Consider the following 17,459-nt stretch of genomic DNA (forward strand, 5'->3'; position numbering starts at 1 on the left):
CCAAGCAGCACGTTTGCCACCCGCGGCAGCCTTGCTATCCTTGCGCTTGGTTAACCAATGGAGGCCGCGTCTCAAGCCCTCGCCATGGATCGCATACACGCATTTTTGATCGAATATTGGCCTCATATTGCCTTTGCCATCAGCATCGTGGCGGGCACGGGTGCGGCGGTGCATGCCGCGATGACCAAGCAGGATGTGCGGGCGGCCATCGGCTGGGTGGGGGTGGCGATGTTCTCGCCGATCCTTGGGGCGCTCTTCTATTTCGTCGCCGGGATCAACCGTATCCGCAAGACGCGGGTGTCGCAGCAGCGCGACGACGCCATGCTGGAAGATGCCGAGCAGGTCGAGACTGCGCCGGTCGATGTGGTGGCGATCTCGGGCGAGCAGTTCGCGTCGCTGAAGGTGCTGGGTGACCGGGTCAGCCGGTTTCAGCTGCTGGCCGGCAACGAGGTCCGGCCGCTGGCCGGTGGCGACGAGACGTATCCGGCCATGCTGCAGGCCATTCGCGAGGCCCGTCACACGGTGGCGATGCAGAGCTATATCTTCGACAACGATCCGATCGGGCGGGAAGTGGCCGAGGCGCTGATCGAGGCGCAGGCGCGGGGCGTGCAGGTGCGGGTGCTGATCGACGCGGTGGGGTCCAAGTACTCCCGTCCGCCGATCGTGCGCATGCTGGCGCGGGCGGGCGTGCCGGTGGCGCGGTTCATGACCAATCCGATGGGAGTGCTGCGCATGCCCTATGCCAATCTTCGCAGCCACCGCAAGGTGCTGGTGGTGGACGGCCGGGTGGGCTTTACGGGCGGCATGAACGTGCGGGCGGCGTTTGTCAGCGCGCTGGCGGGCGACGCCACCAACCACGATACGCATTTCCGCGTGGAAGGACCGATCGTGACGCAACTGATGTCGGTGTTTGCGCATGACTGGAATTTCACGACGCACGAGTCGCTGCCCGCCAAGCCGTGGTTCGATCCCGACTTCATGCCGCCGTCGGGCCGCGTGCCGATCCGCTGCGTGCCGTCCGGGCCCGACCGCGCGCTGGGCAGCACGCACAACATGCTGCTGGGCGCCTTGGCCGTGGCGCGGCATCACGTGCGGATCCAGTCGCCGTACTTCCTGCCGGACCAGACGCTGATCGGGGCGCTGGCCACGGCGGCGCGCCGCGGGATCATTGTGGACATCGTGATCCCGGGCAAGAACAACCTGCGGCTGGTCGATTACGCGATGACGGCGCAGTTGGACCAGGTGGTGCGCACGGGCTGCCGCGTCTGGCGCTCGAGCGGCGCGTTCGACCACTCAAAGCTGATGACGGTGGACGGGGCCTGGACGTATGCCGGCTCGTCGAATCTGGATCCGCGCAGCCTGCGATTGAATTTCGAGCTGGACACCGAGATCTACGACCGCGACGTGGCGCGGTGGCTCGATGCGCGCTTCGATGCGCTGGTCGCCAACGCGCACCGCGTGACGCTCGAGGACCTGCTGCAAGCGCCCTTTGCCAAGCGCCTGCGCAACAAGGTGATCTGGCTGGCCACACCCTATCTGTAGCGCCCCCCTGCCCCGCGTTGATCATCCGCATTGATCACGCACACAGCTCGCCGTGGCTAGCCGTCCGAGGCGGGCACGGCGGCGTGGCGGACCGCGAACACGGCGCTGGCCTTGAGCATGGCGCGGCCATCCACCTGCAGGCGGCAAGTCGCATAGATCAGGCGCTTGCCCTGCTTGTCGATCTGCACGTGCGCCTCAAGCCAGTCGCCGGGGTTCACGGCGTTCAGGAATTCAACGGACATCTGCGCCGTGACGACGGAGACGTGGGCGTCTTCCGAGATGACAAGCCCCAGCGCGCTGTCGGCAAACGTTGCCAGGAATCCCCCGTGCGCCATGCCGTGCATGTTGCCGTGCGCCGTGGTGACACGCAGCCCCAGCACGTTGTCGGCCTTGCGGCGGTAGAACGGGCCAAGATCGTTCAGGTGGCGCATGAACTGGCTGCTGGGATACCAGGGCGTGAAACCGGCGGGGATGGAGTCTGTCATGGCTGCCGCTGCAAGAGTCCCGAGGGACGATCCCCGAAAGTATTGCAGACGTGCCCGCCCCGGCATAGCGGGGTGATCGGCGCGCGGACGCCAGATCAGCGGACGCGGGTGCCCGTTGGCCCCGCTTGCGGCTTCTGCGGGTAAGATTTACGGCACAACAATCACCCTACATGGCAGGAGCAGTGGAAGATGGCAAAAGTCGGCATGGTTGGAATCGGCCTCATGGGCCACGGTATTGCAAGCAACCTGGTCAAGCACGGTCACACTCTGACCGTGCTTGAGCATCCGGGCAATCAGCCCCTGGACTCGCTCAAGGCTGCGGGTGCGGTCAGCGTGGCCAGCGGCGCCGAGCTTGCCGCGCAGTCGGATGTGATCATCCTGTGCGTGACCGGCAGCCCGCAGGTCGAAGCCGTGCTGCTGTCGCCGGGCGGCGTGCTCGAGGGACTGCGTCCGGGCACCGTCATCATCGACTGCTCGACCGCCATCCCCTCGTCCACCGTGAAGGTCGCTCAGGCGGTCACCGAGAGCGGCGGGCGCTTCCTGGACGCGCCCATGACGCGCACGCCCAAGGAAGCCGCCGAAGGCCGGCTGAACCTGCTGGTGGGCGGCGATGCCGCGCTGTTCGAGGAATGCAAGCCGCTGCTGGCCTGCTTTGCCGAAAACATCACCCATGCCGGGCCGGTGGGCGCGGGCCACCGGATGAAGCTGCTGCACAACTATGTGTCGCTGGGCGTGGTGGCGCTGCTGTCCGAAGCCGCGGCGTGCGCGCTGCGTTCGGACATCGACCCGGCCGTCTTCACCGAGGTCCTGGCAAAGGGCGGCGGCGGCGGCGTGGCGCTGGAGCGCATCAAGCCGTATCTGCTGGAACAGGATCCGTCGTCGCTGCGCTTTTTCATGTCGAATGCGCAGAAGGACCTTTCGTACTACAACACCATGGCCGCCGAAACCGGCGCCGTGCGCGAGATCGGCGCCGCCGTGCAGCACACGTTCGACCAGGCCGTCACGCAAGGCGGCGGCGAGCGTTATGTGCCCGAACTGGTGTCGCTGCTGAAAGACCGCTAGCCGTCCCGCTCGCCAGGGATGCGCCGCATCCCTGGCGGGTTGCCGCAACGCGGCGGGTTCAGCGCCCGGCAGCGGCCGCCACGCGCGGCGCCCGCAGGACGCCGCGCGGCGGCAGGCGCAGCGAAATCAGCGCCGCCAGCAACAGCAGCACCCCGGCCGACCCGAACGCGACCCAGTGGGTGCCGAAGGTTTCGAAGGCCCAGCCGCCCAGCCACGAGCTGATCATGCCGCCCACCTGGTGGCCCAGATACGTCAGCCCATACAGCACGCCGACCAGCCGGATGCCGTACACGTCGGCCAGAATGGCCGAGGACAGCGCGATGCTGCCGGCCCAAACGATGCCGCCGATGGTCGCGGCCAGATACAGCTCCCAATGCGCGCCCACCATGACGAGCGCAAAGAATCCCAGGCCTCGCACCAGATAAATGGTGGCGAGAATGTTGCGGCGTTCGACCTGATCGGACATGCGGCCCAGCACCAGCGTGCTGAAGATGGCGACCAGGCCGATCAGACCGATGCCCAGCGAGCTGGTGGTGGGGTCAAAGCCGTGATCCATCAGCATGGGCATGCCATGCGTGCCCAGCAGGTTCATGCTGAAGCCGCAGGCAAACAGACCCAGCGCGACCTGCCAGAACGGCAAGGTGCGCAGCGCCTCGCCCAGCCGCGGCGCGGGCGTCTTGGCGGCCGGCTTGGCCGAACTGGATTTCTCGATGATCTGATGCGGCAGCAGGTCGGTGTGCTCGGGCGCCTCGTCGCGCATCACGAAAAGCGCAATGGGGATGGTCAGCACGGCAAACAGCACGGCAAAGCCCAGCAGCGTTTCCTGCCAGCCCACCGCGGAAATGGCGTAGGTGAGTGTCGGTGTCATCAGCGCGATGCCGGCCATCGAGCCCGTGGACAGGAAGAAGAGCGCCATGCCACGCTGGCGCGTGAACCAGCGGCTGATCACCGGCGTTAGCGCGACGGGGCTGGTGAAGGCAAGGCCGATGGACAGCGCGACACCGAAGGCAAGCAGGAATTCGAGGGGGCTGCGCGCGAAGACGGTCCAGATGGAGGCGGCGACGACGATGGCCGTGCCGGTCAGGAGCACGAAGCGCGTGCCGCGGATGCTGACCAGATAGCCGGCGAGCGGCATGCCCAGGCCATAGCACAGCATGCCGATGGCCACGATGCCCGACAGCAGGCTACGCGAAAAACCCAAGCCTTCGGCCATGGGCAGAAAGAACGGCCCGATCCCCATGCGCAGGCCGACCGTAAACAGCGTGAGTACCGTGGCGGCGCCAACGATGTTCCAGCCGAAATACCAGCCGCCCGACTCTTGCTTGTCCAATTCCTCTTCTCCTCGGTGTCTTTTTTATGGCCGGTTGCGCGCCAGGACTTGCAGACACCGAGGGCAGGCACGGAGGGGGCTCCGCTGTCGACAGGGGGTGGGAAGGACCAGGCGTGATGCGGCTTGCTTGCGCCGGCGGACGTGCGCCGCCGGACGCGTCACATATTACTCCTGGCTATATGCGAGCGGGACGGGGAAATGGAAATCCTGTCCGGTGAGCGGTCAGCGGATTGAAGCCGTTTGGCGGGTGCGGATGGCGCCGTGGCGGCCGGGTGTCGGACAACTGCCGCGGCGGCGCGGATCAGCCCGCCTGTTCAAGGAACGCCTGCAGCGCCGGGACGGTATTCAGGACGTGTTGGCGCATGGCGGCCTCGCAGCGGGCGGCGTCGCGGGTTTGCAGGGCGTCGATCAATTCCTGATGCGATTCGCGTACGCGCAGCACGCGGCCGGGTTGGGCGGCCCACAGGCGCATGTAGGGCTCGACGACAGAGTGCAGTTCCGAGATCTGGTTCAACAGGCGCGGCTGCTTGCAGAAGCTGCACAGGTATTCGTGGAATTCGCGGTGGGCGGCGGTCCAGTCCAGGTCTTCGTTCGCGCCCTGGTCCAGCTGCGCCAGCATGTTGACCAGCCGGCGGATGTGTTCGGGCCCCATGTTGGCCACGGCGTTGCGCGTCGCCAGCCCTTCCAGCACCGAGCGCATTTCAAAGACCTCCAGCATTTCCTGCTGGTTCAGGCCGCGCACCACGGCGCCGCGGTTGGCGCGGATCTCGACCAGGCCCTCGGAGGCCAGGCGGCGCAGGGCGCCGCGCACCGGCATGCGGCTGGTGCCGATTTCAGCCGCCACGACGTCCGGCACCAACCGCTGGCCGGGCGCATAGTGGCCCAGGCGGATTTCACGCTGCAAATGCAGGTACGCCTCGTCTTCGGCGCTGATGGCTGTCTTCTGGAATTGCAGCACTTTCGTCCCCGGGCTTGGAAAGCCGCCATGATAGATAACGGCGAAAATAACACAAATTGGATCCAATGATCCATGAATACAAATCCTAATGGCCGGATGCGCGCCGCTTGCGTTTAATCCAGGGCAGGACGCGGCATGCCGCGCCCGCTCGGCCGGAAGGGGCAAGAGACCCGCCCGGCCCATACGCTTTCCATAACGCGATCAAGGGGAATCCATGAAATTTCGTCTCATCCGGGCGCTGGCAGGCGCTGCCGCCGTGGCCTTCGCGGCGCAGGCCGGCGCGCAAGCCACGGACTGGCCGCAACATCCCGTGCGCATCGTCGTGCCCTTCCAGGCCGGTTCCGCCACGGACCTGATCTCGCGCCAGCTGGGCGCGGCGCTGTCCGCCGAACTGGGTCAGCCCTTCGTCATCGAAGCCCGTCCCGGCGCCGCGGCCGCCATCGGCAGCGCATCGGTCGCGCGGTCCGCGGCGGACGGCTACACGCTGCTGATGGGCGGCCCGGCCGCCGTCGTCACCAACCGTTTCCTGCAAAAGCGCCTGGCCTACGATCCTGACGCGTTCGAGTTGGTCTCGATGGTGGCCTACACCCCGAACATCCTGCTGGCCAACCCCAAGCAACCCTTCAAGACGCTGCCCGAAATGGTCGCCTATGCGCGCGCCAACCCCGGCAAGCTGACCTATGCCTCGTTCGGCACGGGCACGACCTCGCACATGGCGGGCGAAATGCTCAAATCGGTCGCCGGCATCGACATCCTGCACGTGCCGTACAAGGGCGCAGGCGAAGCCATCCCCGCCCTGCTGAGCGGCCAGGTGTCGATGTACTTCGACACCATCATGACCGGCCTGCCCCAGGCCAAGAGCGGCGCGCTGCTGGCGCTGGGCATGTCCAACTCGCAGCGCTCGGCGCTGGCGCCGGACATTCCCACGATCGCCGAGCAGGGTTTTTCGGGCTACGACATCGCGCCGTGGTACGGCCTTGTCGCGCCGCAGGGCACGCCCGCACCGATCCTCGACAAGCTCAACCGCGCCGTCAACAAAGTGCTCGCCGATCCCGCATTGCGCGGTAAGCTCGCCGAAGCCGGCGCCGAGCCGCGTGGCGGCAGCCGCGAGGAATTCGCCGCCTTCATCAAGGCCGAGATTCCGCGCACCAAGCAGCTGATCGACCAGGCCGGCATCACCCCGCAGTAATTTTTCCAACGAGTTCCAGCATCCATGTCCTCCCCCTTCGATTGGTCTTTTCCGTACGCTTCCCGAAAAATGCCGGTCCTGGCCGCCAACGCGGTCGCGACCAGCCAGCCACTGGCTGCGCAGGCGGGACTACGCATGCTGCTGGCCGGTGGCAATGCCGTTGACAGCGCCATTGCCACCGCGATCGCCCTGACCGTCGTCGAACCCGTGATGAACGGGATCGGCGGCGACATGTTCGCCCTGGTCTGGCACGACGGCCAGCTCCACGGCTTGAATTCCAGCGGCTGCGCGCCGGCCGCGTGGACACCCGAATACTTCAACGGCCGCGACGCGATGCCGGGCACCGGCTGGGGCACGGTCACCGTGCCGGGCCAGGTCGCCGGCTGGAAGGCCCTGTCCGACCGCTTTGGCAAGCTGCCCTTCGCCAAGCTGTTCGAACCGGCCATCGCCTACGCCGAAGAAGGCTTCGCGGTGTCGCCCACCATTGCGCGCCAATGGGCCAACCAGGCGCCCAAGCTCGCCGCCGAACCCGGCTTTGCCGACGCCTTCCTGCCGCAAGGCCGCGCGCCGCAAGCCGGCGAATGGTGGCGCTTTCCGGACCAGGCCAAGACGCTGCGCGACATCGCCGAGACCGGTGGTGAAAGCTTCTACCGCGGCGAACTGGCCCGCAAGATCGCGGACTTCGCCAGCAAGACGGGCGGCGCCCTGAGCGCGGTGGACCTCGCCGAGCACCGGCCGGAATGGGTCAAGCCCATCTCGCAATCGTTCCGCGACTACGAGCTGCACGAGATCCCGCCCAATGGCCAGGGCATCTCGGCGCTGATGGCGCTGGGCATGCTTGAGCAATTCGACCTGGAAGGCATGGGCCGCGACAGCGCCGACTACTACCACGTCAGCATCGAAGCCATGAAGCTGGCGTTTGCGGACCTGCACCACCACGTTGCCGATCCGCGCCACATGCGCACCGACGCGCGTGCCCTGCTCGACCGCGCCTATCTTGCCGAACGGGCCCGCCTGATTTCGATGGACCGCGCCAGCGTGCCCACCGCAGGCACGCCGGCTACCGGCGGCACGGTCTACCTGACCGCCGCCGACGCCAGCGGCACGATGGTGTCCTTCATCCAGTCCAACTATCACGGCTTTGGCTCGGGCGTGGTCGTGCCCGGCACCGGCATCAGCCTGCACAATCGCGGCCTGAACTTCGTGCTGAAGCCGGGTCACGCCAACCAGGTTGCGCCGCGCAAGAAGCCGATGCACACCATCATCCCGGCGTTCGTGACGCGCCGCGGCCAACCTCTCATGTCGTTCGGCGTGATGGGCGGGTCGATGCAGGCGCAAGGCCATCTGCAGATGGTCACGCGTCTGGCGGCGTTCGGCCAGAACCCGCAGGCCATGAGCGACGCGCCGCGTTTCCGCGTCGAGAACGGCCCTGTCGTGAACGTGGAGTCGCACCTGCCGGCCGACGTGGTCGATACGCTGCGCGCGCGTGGCCACAACGTGGCGGTCGCGCCGGTGGACAGCCTGGAGTTCGGCTCGGCCCAGCTCATCTGCCGCCTGCCGCAGGGTGGCTACGTCGCCGCGTCCGACTCGCGGCGCGACGGCCAGGCCGTCGGATTCTGACCACGCGGGGCACGCCGGACCGGGCGCCAAAGTTCGGCGACAATCCGTGACCGCTCGCGCGCCGGCCGCAAGCCGCGCGCGTCGTCACACGCGTGCAGCGGGGACGGTGAATACTGCCGCCTCGTTGCCGGAAGGATCGATATGCCCCGCCTGGCCTTGCCGCCTCTTGAACCCCGTTGTGTCGCGCGTAGCGCATTGCGCCGCGCGCGACGCCTACCCGCATTCCTTGCCACGGGCTGCTGCGCCCTGCTGCTGGCCGCGCCGCTACCGCCGGCGCGCGCCGCGCTTCCGCTGGCCGTCGACGGACAGCCCTTGCCCTCGCTGGCCCCCATGCTCGAGCGCGTCACGCCCGCAGTCGTGAACATCTCGGCGCAATCGGACGGACAAGCGGCCAACCCGGCGCGCGCGCCCGGCGGCATGCGCCAGAACGTCGGATCGGGCGTCATCGTGGACGCCAGCCAAGGCAACGTGCTGACCAACCACCACGTGATTCGCGGCGCCGCCACCATCCGCGTGTCGTTGCAGGACGGCCGCAGTTTCAACGCCACCGTCGTGGGCAGCGATCCGGACACGGATCTGGCGGTGCTGCGCATCCCCGCGCAAGACCTGCAAGCGCTGGCGTTGTCCGATTCCAGCGATTTGCGCGTGGGCGACTTCGTGGTCGCCATCGGCGATCCCTACGGCTTGGGCCAATCTGCATCGTCGGGCATCGTGTCGGCGCTGGACCGGTCCAGCCTGCGCGCCGCCGGCTACCAGAACTTCATCCAGACCGACGCCTCCATCAATCCGGGCAACTCGGGCGGCGCGCTGGTCAATCTGAACGGCGAACTGGTGGGCATCAACACGATGATCTACACGCCGTCGGGCGGCAACGTGGGCATCGGCTTTGCCATTCCGTCCAACCTGGCGGGCGAGGTCATGCGGCAGTTGCTGCAGCACGGGCAGGTGCAACGCGGGGGGCTGGGTCTGGACACGCTGGACATCACGCCACGCAATGCGCGCCAGCTTGGCCTGGCGCCGGGATCGACGGGCGTGGCCGTTGCCCGCGTGGCGGATGGGTCTCCCGCGCAGAAGGCCGGCATCCAGGCCCGCGATCAGATCCTCTCGATCGACGGCAAGGCCATCGGCTCCAGCGCGCAGTTGCGCAACGCCGAAGGCCTGCTGCCGGTGGGCCGCCAGGTGCGCCTGGGGCTGTCGCGCGCGGGCGCAAAGCGGGACGTCGTGTTGCGCATCGAACCCGAACAAAACGAGCGCCTGCATGGCGGCTCGCTGGACGCGCGCTTCAATGGCGTCGAGTTCACCGAGGTGGGACGCGCGCAGCGCGTACAGGGCAATGACGGCGCGGCCGTCAGCGCCACCTATCCGGACCGGGGTCCGGTGGCCGCGCGCCTGCAGCGCGGCGACATCGTCATCGGCGTGAACCAGCGCCCCGTCAGCAAGCTGGCGGACCTGCGCGACCTCTTGAGCGGCGCGGGCGCGCAGCCGCTGGTGTTGACGCTGCTGCGCGGCAAAGCCGCCTACACGCTGCAAGTCAATTGAGACCAGCGCCGGCGGGGAATCGTGGCAGAATGGCCCGATTCCGGCTCAGCCGGACCTTGGGCCAAGCGCGCCCGCAACTGCCACCGCGGGCACCCTGCCCGCCCGAAGGAGCATGGATGAACCGCATTCCGACTCACCCTCGCCCGGCGTTGGCCGGACTGTTCCTGGCGGCCAGCTTGGCCGCCTCGGCCGCGGCGGCGCAGGACAACGTGCCGCAGATCATGCAGGTGCCGGCAGACAATAGCGTCGCATGGCGCGCGCCGGCTGAAGGCGTCATCACCTACGAATGCCGGATGATCCAGACCGACGGCGCGCGCTACGCCTGGGTCATCGCGGGCGCCAGCGCCACGCTGGGCGCAGGCCAGGCGGGTTCATCGGAGCCGCGCGGCACGTACAAGAGTCCGCCTGAAAGCTGGCGGGCCGCCGACGGCTCGACATTGACGGGGATGGAAACCGTACGCGCATATGCCGGACCGGATCGGCTGTACGACCAGCTCGTGCTGGCCAACCCATCAGCAGGCGTGGGCGTGCTGACCGGCGTCACGTACATTCAGCGGCTGGTTCGCGCAGGCGGCGGCGTGCCGCAAACGCCCTGCTCGCCGGACAACAAGGGCCGGAAAACGCAGGTGGCATACCAGGCCGATTACGTGTTCTGGAAGCCGAACTGATTCCCGCCGGCGTGACGGGCGATCTGGCCTGTCGCGCCTATTACGGCGTTACCGACATGCCCTTTTTCAGTGCTTCGACCAGCCCGGGATGCCGGGCTTTTTCTTGCGCCAACGTATAGACCGAAAAGGTCACGACCTTTTTGCCCGACGCCGCGAACAGCGCTGTCAGTTCGGCGGGACGGCCGGACAGCCTGCTGGTCGCATCAAGTTGAAAGACGCCGATGCTGCCGACCTTGAACGCGCCGTCGCCCGTCTTCTTGAACGTGGGCACCGCGGCCTGCTGCTGCGATTGGAAGCCTGCGGCCATCGCCCCCAGCGTGAATGCGTCGTCATCGCCAACAGCCTGTTCAACCGGCACATCGATCACGATGATGGCCTGCATGGCCGCGCGGTTCAGGTAGATCTTGCCCGAGACCTCGGGCGTGGCCGGATCGGACGGAAACTCGGTTTCGGTGAAACCCGCCGGGATGGCGACGTGGAGCTTGCCGTCCAGGACCTGAAGCGGCGGTGGCGGCGGCGGCGGCGCCACCGCGGCGTCCACGGGCGCGCCATTCGGATCCTGCGCAGCGGCGGGGTCGCCGGACGCTTTGGCATCGGCGGGCTTGGCATCGGCGGGCTTCGCTTCTGCTGGCTTCGCTTCTGCTGGCTTCGCTTCTGCTGGCTTCGCTTCTGCTGGCTTCGCTTCTGCTGGCTTCGCTTCGGCCGGCTTGGTTTGCGCGGGCTTCGCCTCGGGCGGTTTGACCTCCGCCGGCTTAGCGTCTGCTGGCTTAGCGTCTGCTGGTTTGGCTTCTGCTGGCTTAGCGTCTGCAGGCTTGGCTTCGGCAGGCTTGGCTTCGGCAGGCTTGGCTTCGGCAGGCTTCGCTTCAGTCGGCTTGGCGCCACCCGTCGAGGCATCCTGGGTCTGCGCAGGCGCGGCCGTTGCGGTCAGGGCCAGCGCCAACGCCAAAGTCATTTCTGCGAGCCGAGCGTTGTGCGTTTGCATAGCTATCCGATGTTTAGGCTGAGCTTCCAATACTACAACGCCCGCGCGGCCCTTTTGGGTCGCGGCCGCGCAATGAGGGATTGTGGGAAGGTGTGGCCGGTGGTCAGCCAGACATGGCAAAGCCCGCGCCAGAATGCGCGGGCCTTCGGTTTGCCATGATCGAAGTTCGGGTGAGCGGACTGAGAGTGGAGCTAGGGAGGTGGCCGCTTTTTTCGCGTCTGTGGCCGGGTAAGACGCCCAATCCGCTCAGTGCAACCGCGGTGCAGGGCGCAAGCGGCGCGCGCCAGGCGCGCCGCTCATCACGTCTGCCGCTTAGAAGCGATGACGGATACCAACCATGCCGACCGTGCTCTTGACGCCGTCGATGAACGCGAAGTCCGTGGCGTAGGAACCCAGCGCGTACACGTTCGTACGCTTGGACAGGTTGTACGTGTAGCCGATGCTGTACACGTTCATGGCCGAATCGCCACCGGTCAGCAGATCGCTGTCCGGATCGGCACGTTGCCACGAAGCCAGGATCGAGCTGGCGCCGAGCGGCACGGTCAGGCCGACCATGTACGAGTTGGCCTTGAAGTCTTCGACGCCAACGTTCGAACGGAAGCCATCGGCGATGGTTTCGGTGCTGCCGAAGGCGTTGATGCTCTGGCCGGTGAACCAGCCGTCACGCGTCTGACCGAAGGCGGCCGCCAGCTTGACGACTTCGAAGTCGTACGAGGCGCCGACGTTCCACGACTTGGGCGTGGCATCGTTGCCAAGCTGGTTGGCGGGGTTCAGCTGGTCGTACGTCAGGGCGACGTTCAGGGGGCCATTCACGTAGCGCACGCCGGCCGTGATGGCGCGGGTGTTGTTCGCGGTGCGAAAGCCCGTCTGCGCCGCGGTCGTGTCAGCGACGTTGAACGAGTAGCCGATGCCAGCCTGGAAGCCGCCGAACGACGGGGTCGCGTACTGGACCATGTTGTCGTAACGGACGGTGTTGGCTGCGCTGAACGCGTTGCCGATGTTGGCCTGGCCGTAGCTGGCGCCGAACGGATCGATCGCGCCCAGGTACTTGGAGGCGATGTTGGTCTGACGACCGAATTCCAACAGGCCCCAGGACGAGCTCTTCAGGCCGATGGTGGCTTGGCGGCCGAACAGGCGGCTGCTCTGGCCCGATTGGCCGTTGGCCGAATTGAAGCCGCTTTCAAGCGTGAACACGGCGGACAGGCCGTCGCCCAGATCTTCCGAACCACGCAGGCCCCAACGCGAGCCGCTGGAAACGCCATTGCTCATGCCGACCTTGGATTCGTGGAAGCCATCGCCCTTGATCCGCTGATAGCCCACGCCCGTATCGATCAGGCCATACAGCGTCACCGAGGTTTCCGCCTGCGCCATGCCGGACAGCGCGGCGAAGATGGCGGTGGCGAACAGAGTCTTTTTCATTACAGATTCCCATTGATGTGAACAGACATGCGCAGGTAGCCAGACCCGCGTTGCGGGCGGCACAGTGATGCACACGGCGCATGGCAGGAACGAATTCTAGGGACGCAATATGTCAGTTCTGGGGACGCAAGGGATGCGGCGCAAAGAAGCGGAAACCAATCGTCTTTTTGTGGCGCGAGACCGACAGCGGCGCACGCGCGCGCCACACCGGCAGGCGTGTCACGCGCGTGTGATATGAAGGCAGGAAGCCGCTATTTGAAGCTGCAATTTGAAGTGGCTACGCGATTCGGCTAGGCGAAGCGCCGCGCAAAGGTGCGCAGCAGTTGGCGCGCATCGTGCGTGGGTCCCAGCCCGGCGACCATCGCCGCTACGTCGTAGCCCTCTGCCTCGAAGACCGGCGCGCGGCGCGCCAGGCAGGCCGACATCAAGGTGGAAGAGAACTCGGGGTGGAACTGGACGGACCATGCGTTCGGTCCATAGCGCAAGACCTGGTGCGGATCGTGCCGCGACCGCGCCAGCACCTCGGCGCCCGGCGGCGGCGTCAGCACGCTCTGCTCATGCGTGAGATTGGCAAGAAAGCGCGGCGGCAGCGCGCCAAACAACGCATCGCCGGCGACGTCCGCGCAAAAATCGATGGCATGTTGGCCGATCTCGCGGCCTTGGGGATGGAAATCGACCACGCCGCCCAGCGCGTGCGCCATCAACTGATGGCCGTAGCAGATGCCCAGCAGCGGCAACTGCGCGCGATGCGCGCCGCGCAACCATTCGGCAGTGCGTTCGCTCCAGGGTTCGCGATCCGTCACCATGGACCAGGAGCCGGTCAGCACGGCCCCGGCCAGCGCGTCCCACGCGGGCAGCGCCTCATCATCGTGGGGTTTGCAAATGCGTACCGGCAGGTCCGGGTCGTCCAGCGCGGCCAGCATCCAGTCGGCCTGTTCGCCTTGCGCCCGCCGCAGGTCTTCGGGCGGGCGGCCCATCTGGATGATGGCGAGGGGTTTCCGGGTCATCGACGACGGTTCTACGGCGTTGGGCAAGGCATTAACGGTGGACTATTTATCGAACAGGCGGCGCAGGCGCTGGGACTCGGCCAGGTTCAGGCGCTTGGCCTCGTCTTCCGCGTATGCCCGCTCGCCGACATCGTAAGAGCCTTCGTGCAGGCACTGCTTGCGATTGGACTTGCACTCGTTGCTGGCCCGAGCGGGCGTGGTAGTGGTCGCGCTGGCCTTTTCCTCTGCCGTCGGCTTGGTGGACGAGCAACCCGCCACCAGCGCGACGAAGAACAAGGCCGCGCCGCAGCGGCTGATCGTAAGCATCGACATTTTCCCGGCCCTACAGAAATGCTGTAGGCGCTTTTATAGCAAAGCCTGGCCGGAAAAGACGTGTTAAGTCGTAGCAAAAGCGGGGTAAGGCGGCCGCCCTCCCCGCTTTGCCACGCAATGCCTACTCGATTTCGATGCCGGCTTCGTCAATCAGCGCCGTCCACTGCGCGGTGTCGCGCCGCACCGTGTCGGCAAGCTGCTGCGGCGTGCTGGAGACGAACTCCACGCCCTGCGACTCGAATTTCTGGTTCAGCTCGGGATTCTTCAGGGTGTCGACCACCGCCGCGTTCAGCTCGGCCAGCACCTCGGGCGGCGTGCCCGCCTTGGCAAAGAGCGCGTACCAGGTTGTGTACGACACGCCTGGCAGGGTCTGCGAAATCAGGGGCAGCTTCGCCGTGTCCGCGCCCTTGCTCGGCGCGCTCATCGCCAGCGCCTTCACGGACCCCTTGTCGATCATGGGCTTGAGCGACGGCATGCTGCTGAACAGCGCCTGAACCTGCCCCGATGCCAGGTCGGTCAGCACCTGCGAGGTGCCCCGGTACGGCACGTGCACCACGTCCACCTTGGCCTTGCTCTTGAAGAGCTCCATGCCCAGATGCGCCACGCCCCCGACGCCTGCCGACCCGAAATTGACCTTGCCGGGATGGGCGCGCGCGTAATCGACGAGTTCCGGCACCGAATTCACCGGCAACTGCGCGTTCACCACCAGGACGTGCGGGCTTTCGGTCAAGAGGCTAATCGGCGCCAGCACTTCCAGCACCTTCTTGCCCTGCATGGCCTTGGACGGCACCGTCATGTTGCCCGAGGCAGGCATGAGCAGCGTATAGCCGTCCGCTTCGGCCCCCAGCACCTGGTTCAACGCCGGCACGCCGTGACCGCCCCCCGCATTCACAACCACCACGGGCTGCCCCAGCTTTTCGCCAAACAGCTTGGCGAATTCGCGTCCGACCATGTCCGCGGGGCCGCCTGCCGCGAACGGCACGATCATGCGTATCGGCCTTTCGGGATAGTCGGCGTTGGCCGCGGCAAAGGGCGCCAGGCCCGCCATCAGGGCGATCGCGCCGAGCGTGTGCTTGAAGTTCATTGTCTTCCTCCTGTTGTATTGAATAGCTGTTATTCGGACGCAGGCAGCGACGGCCCAATGTCCAGCGTGGCCTTGGCCAGCGCGTCGTCAAGCCACACGGGCCGCAGTTCGCCGCGCGCGATGGCGGCCATGCGGCGGGCTTCGGCGCCGGCCTTGGCCAGGGCTGCCGCCACCATCGTGTCCACTTCCGCCGGGGCGACCACGACCAACCCGTCGTCATCGCCCAGGATCCAGTCGCCCGGATCGACGCGCACACCGCCGCACTGGATCTGGCGGTTCACACTGCCGCCGCCGGCCTTGGCGGGCCCCGCTGGCGATATCGCAGCGGCGAACACGGGTAGCGGGCCCTGGCGCAGCTCTGCCGCGTCGCGCACCGCCCCGTCGATCACCACGCCGGCGATGCCGCTTGCGGCGGCCTGCGCGCACATGATTCCGCCCATCACCGCGCGTTCGGTGTAGCCCTGCGCATCCACCACCAGCACATCGCCGGGTTGCGCAAGCGCGAGCGCCGCGTGGATTGCCAGGTTGTCGCCCGCCGGGACCGACACCGTCACCGCGCGGCCGCGCACGGTCCATCCCGTCCGCAGGGGTTTGATCGCCGCGCGCAGATGGCGCGCGCCGGCGTCCGCCAGCAGTGTGCTGGTCAAGCCGGATTCGTGGATGTCGCGCATGGGGTCACTCCATCAAGGCCGAAACCACGGCCGGGAAAATGCTTTGATAAGCCTCGCCATAGCGCGTGCCCGCCGTCTTGCCTCGGCGCCCGGCCTGCGCGCCGCGTTGCAGCGCGACACGCTCGTAGTACGCCCACAGGTTGCTTTGCGTCGGCATGGCCTGCATGGCCTGCCACTTGCGTTCCCACACCTCCGTGATGTCCAGCAGCACATTGGGCTTGAAGCCGCACAACTCGGTCTGATGGGGCTCAAAGCACAACACTTGCGGCGGCACCACGAAGTCGGCCCCATGCCCCGGCGCCATCGCCTGCATGCGGGCGCGCAGCGTCATGTCGAACGTGCGGCAGTGATCGAGGTTGGAAGGATCGTGCTCGGGGTGGGTGAGCACCACCGACGGCTTCGTGCGGCGCAGCGTCTCCGAGATGCGGCGCACGGCGTCCGGCGAGTCGGGCAGCGGATAGTCGCCCAGGTCGTGAAAATCCACGCTGCTCACGCCCAGGATCTGGGCGGCGGCTTGCGCTTCGGCGTGACGCTCGGCCTTGACCGCCTCGCGCTGCGTGTCGCCTTTCCACGCCGAGTTGGACTCTCCGTTTTCGCCATAGCTCAGGCAGACCAGATGCACCGGTACGCCACGCTGCGCGTGCAGGGCCATCGCGCCACCACAGCGCCAGACAAAATCGCCCACATGGGCAGTTACCACCACCATCGAATTTGCCATCCCGGCCTCCCGAATCAACAGACTGGGTGCATTTTAAATTTACGAAACGATGTTGTATTACGTACAATCAGCAAGCAAAAATGCACCTCTTGGAGAATTCATGAGCAATGATGGCGTCGTGGCCGTTGAACGCGCGCTCAGCGTGCTGGACTGCTTTCGTCCCGGCGCGGAGCACCTGTCGCTGGCCGATTTCGCATCCCGCCTTCCCTTGCACAAGACAACGATCTTTCGTCTGCTCAATTCGCTGGCGCGATGCGGCTATGTGGTGCGAGAGCCCGACGGCCGCTATGGGCTGGGCCCGCGCGTGCTGTTCCTGGCGCGGGTCTACGAGCGCGGCTTCGACCTGGAGGCCGTCGTCATGCCGGTGCTGGAGCGGCTGTCGGCAGACACCGGTGAAAGCGCGGCGTATTACGTCGAAGGCGGAGAACCGGGCCAGCGCCTGTGCCTTTTCCGGCATCAACCGCACGAAGGCCTGCACAGCCAGGTCATTGCCGGCAGCGTGATGCCGCCCGACAAATCATCCACGGGCCAGGTCTTTGCGATCTGGGCGCAAGGCGAACGGCGCGATCAGGTCCGCCTGCCGATCTTCTCGTGCGGCGCGCGCGATCCGTATACGTCGTCCTGGTCTGTTCCGGTCATCGGCCAGGAAGATCGCTTCGTCGGCGCGCTGACCATTGCCGGCCCCTCGGCACGGCTCAAGACCGTGGACGCCAAGGCATTCGAGGCCATGATCCTGGAACGCGCCGACGACCTGTCGCGCAGGTTGGGGGCCTCATCCGACATGCGCGCCGTGCTTTACCGGCCGGAGGCGTCGTAGCGCAACCCGGGAGCCGGTTTCCGCACAGGCATAACCGGCCCTTAACAGGCCTATTA

17 protein-coding genes are annotated in these 17,459 nt (G+C 66.7%); 7 read left to right on the top strand and 10 right to left on the bottom strand.

Annotated features, from left to right (window positions below; all coding sequences use genetic code 11):
* Positions 1-84: 84 nt before the first annotated feature.
* Complete coding sequence (gene cls / locus H4P35_RS18345) at positions 85-1,542, top strand: cardiolipin synthase (protein WP_142054144.1); 1,458 nt, start codon at positions 85-87, stop codon at positions 1,540-1,542.
* Between the two features lie 56 nt (positions 1,543-1,598).
* Here the strand turns inward: cls and H4P35_RS18350 are convergent, their stop codons facing one another.
* Positions 1,599-2,027, bottom strand: coding sequence for a PaaI family thioesterase (locus H4P35_RS18350; protein ID WP_152385058.1), 429 nt, complete (start codon positions 2,025-2,027; stop codon positions 1,599-1,601).
* A 189-nt stretch (positions 2,028-2,216) separates the two neighbouring features.
* Here H4P35_RS18350 and H4P35_RS18355 point away from each other — a divergent pair, with 189 nt between their 5' ends.
* On the top strand, positions 2,217-3,089 hold the full coding sequence (locus H4P35_RS18355; protein ID WP_226846448.1) for an NAD(P)-dependent oxidoreductase: 873 nt from the start codon (positions 2,217-2,219) through the stop codon (positions 3,087-3,089).
* Positions 3,090-3,147: 58 nt separating this feature from the next.
* On the opposite strand, the gene H4P35_RS18360 is transcribed toward H4P35_RS18355, so the two are convergent.
* Both H4P35_RS18360 and H4P35_RS18365 read right to left on the bottom strand, forming a co-directional pair.
* A complete protein-coding gene (locus H4P35_RS18360; protein ID WP_226846449.1) occupies positions 3,148-4,419 on the bottom strand; it encodes an MFS transporter in 1,272 nt (423 codons plus the stop codon).
* 301 nt (positions 4,420-4,720) lie between these two features.
* Positions 4,721-5,377, bottom strand: a complete 657-nt coding sequence (locus H4P35_RS18365) for a GntR family transcriptional regulator (RefSeq protein ID WP_063954363.1) — start codon at positions 5,375-5,377, stop codon at positions 4,721-4,723.
* Positions 5,378-5,591: 214 nt separating this feature from the next.
* On the opposite strand from H4P35_RS18365, the gene H4P35_RS18370 reads away from it, so the two are divergent.
* The 4 genes from H4P35_RS18370 to H4P35_RS18385 all read left to right on the top strand — a co-directional run bounded on the left by H4P35_RS18370 (position 5,592) and on the right by H4P35_RS18385 (position 10,393).
* A complete protein-coding gene (locus tag H4P35_RS18370) occupies positions 5,592-6,566 on the top strand; it encodes a tripartite tricarboxylate transporter substrate binding protein (RefSeq protein WP_063954364.1) in 975 nt (324 codons plus the stop codon).
* Between the two features lie 24 nt (positions 6,567-6,590).
* A complete protein-coding gene (ggt, locus tag H4P35_RS18375) occupies positions 6,591-8,186 on the top strand; it encodes a gamma-glutamyltransferase (protein WP_062842170.1) in 1,596 nt (531 codons plus the stop codon).
* Between the two features lie 141 nt (positions 8,187-8,327).
* Positions 8,328-9,725, top strand: coding sequence for a trypsin-like peptidase domain-containing protein (locus tag H4P35_RS18380; RefSeq protein WP_226846450.1), 1,398 nt, complete (start codon positions 8,328-8,330; stop codon positions 9,723-9,725).
* Between the two features lie 116 nt (positions 9,726-9,841).
* Positions 9,842-10,393: a DUF3455 domain-containing protein gene (locus H4P35_RS18385; protein WP_152385062.1), complete on the top strand. Its 552-nt coding sequence runs from the start codon at positions 9,842-9,844 to the stop codon at positions 10,391-10,393.
* 40 nt (positions 10,394-10,433) lie between these two features.
* Here the strand turns inward: H4P35_RS18385 and H4P35_RS27175 are convergent, their stop codons facing one another.
* From H4P35_RS27175 to H4P35_RS18425, 7 genes are all read right to left on the bottom strand, one after another.
* On the bottom strand, positions 10,434-11,375 hold the full coding sequence (locus H4P35_RS27175; RefSeq protein ID WP_255616062.1) for a hypothetical protein: 942 nt from the start codon (positions 11,373-11,375) through the stop codon (positions 10,434-10,436).
* Positions 11,376-11,687: 312 nt separating this feature from the next.
* Positions 11,688-12,794 carry a porin gene (locus H4P35_RS18400; protein ID WP_062842174.1) on the bottom strand — a complete coding sequence of 369 codons (1,107 nt, stop codon included), beginning with the start codon at positions 12,792-12,794 and terminating at the stop codon, positions 11,688-11,690.
* Between the two features lie 290 nt (positions 12,795-13,084).
* Complete coding sequence (locus H4P35_RS18405) at positions 13,085-13,801, bottom strand: glutamine amidotransferase (protein WP_152385064.1); 717 nt, start codon at positions 13,799-13,801, stop codon at positions 13,085-13,087.
* A 42-nt stretch (positions 13,802-13,843) separates the two neighbouring features.
* The gene (locus tag H4P35_RS18410; RefSeq protein ID WP_370638934.1) at positions 13,844-14,107 is read right to left on the bottom strand and encodes a hypothetical protein; all 264 of its coding nucleotides are present in this window, start codon (positions 14,105-14,107) and stop codon (positions 13,844-13,846) included.
* 127 nt (positions 14,108-14,234) lie between these two features.
* Entirely contained in the window at positions 14,235-15,197 is a 963-nt protein-coding gene (locus H4P35_RS18415; RefSeq protein ID WP_226846453.1) for a tripartite tricarboxylate transporter substrate binding protein, read from the bottom strand.
* Between the two features lie 29 nt (positions 15,198-15,226).
* Positions 15,227-15,868 (bottom strand): RraA family protein, encoded by a 642-nt coding sequence (locus H4P35_RS18420; RefSeq protein WP_226846454.1) that lies wholly within the window; start codon positions 15,866-15,868, stop codon positions 15,227-15,229.
* Positions 15,869-15,872: 4 nt separating this feature from the next.
* Positions 15,873-16,586 carry a PIG-L deacetylase family protein gene (locus tag H4P35_RS18425; RefSeq protein ID WP_226846455.1) on the bottom strand — a complete coding sequence of 238 codons (714 nt, stop codon included), beginning with the start codon at positions 16,584-16,586 and terminating at the stop codon, positions 15,873-15,875.
* Positions 16,587-16,686: 100 nt separating this feature from the next.
* On the opposite strand from H4P35_RS18425, the gene H4P35_RS18430 reads away from it, so the two are divergent.
* Complete coding sequence (locus tag H4P35_RS18430) at positions 16,687-17,403, top strand: IclR family transcriptional regulator (protein WP_226846456.1); 717 nt, start codon at positions 16,687-16,689, stop codon at positions 17,401-17,403.
* The last annotated feature ends 56 nt before the right edge of the window (positions 17,404-17,459 follow it).

Origin of the sequence: Achromobacter sp. 77, assembly GCF_020541125.1 — a bacterium.
Taxonomy (GTDB): Bacteria; Pseudomonadota; Gammaproteobacteria; order Burkholderiales; family Burkholderiaceae_B; genus Achromobacter; species Achromobacter mucicolens.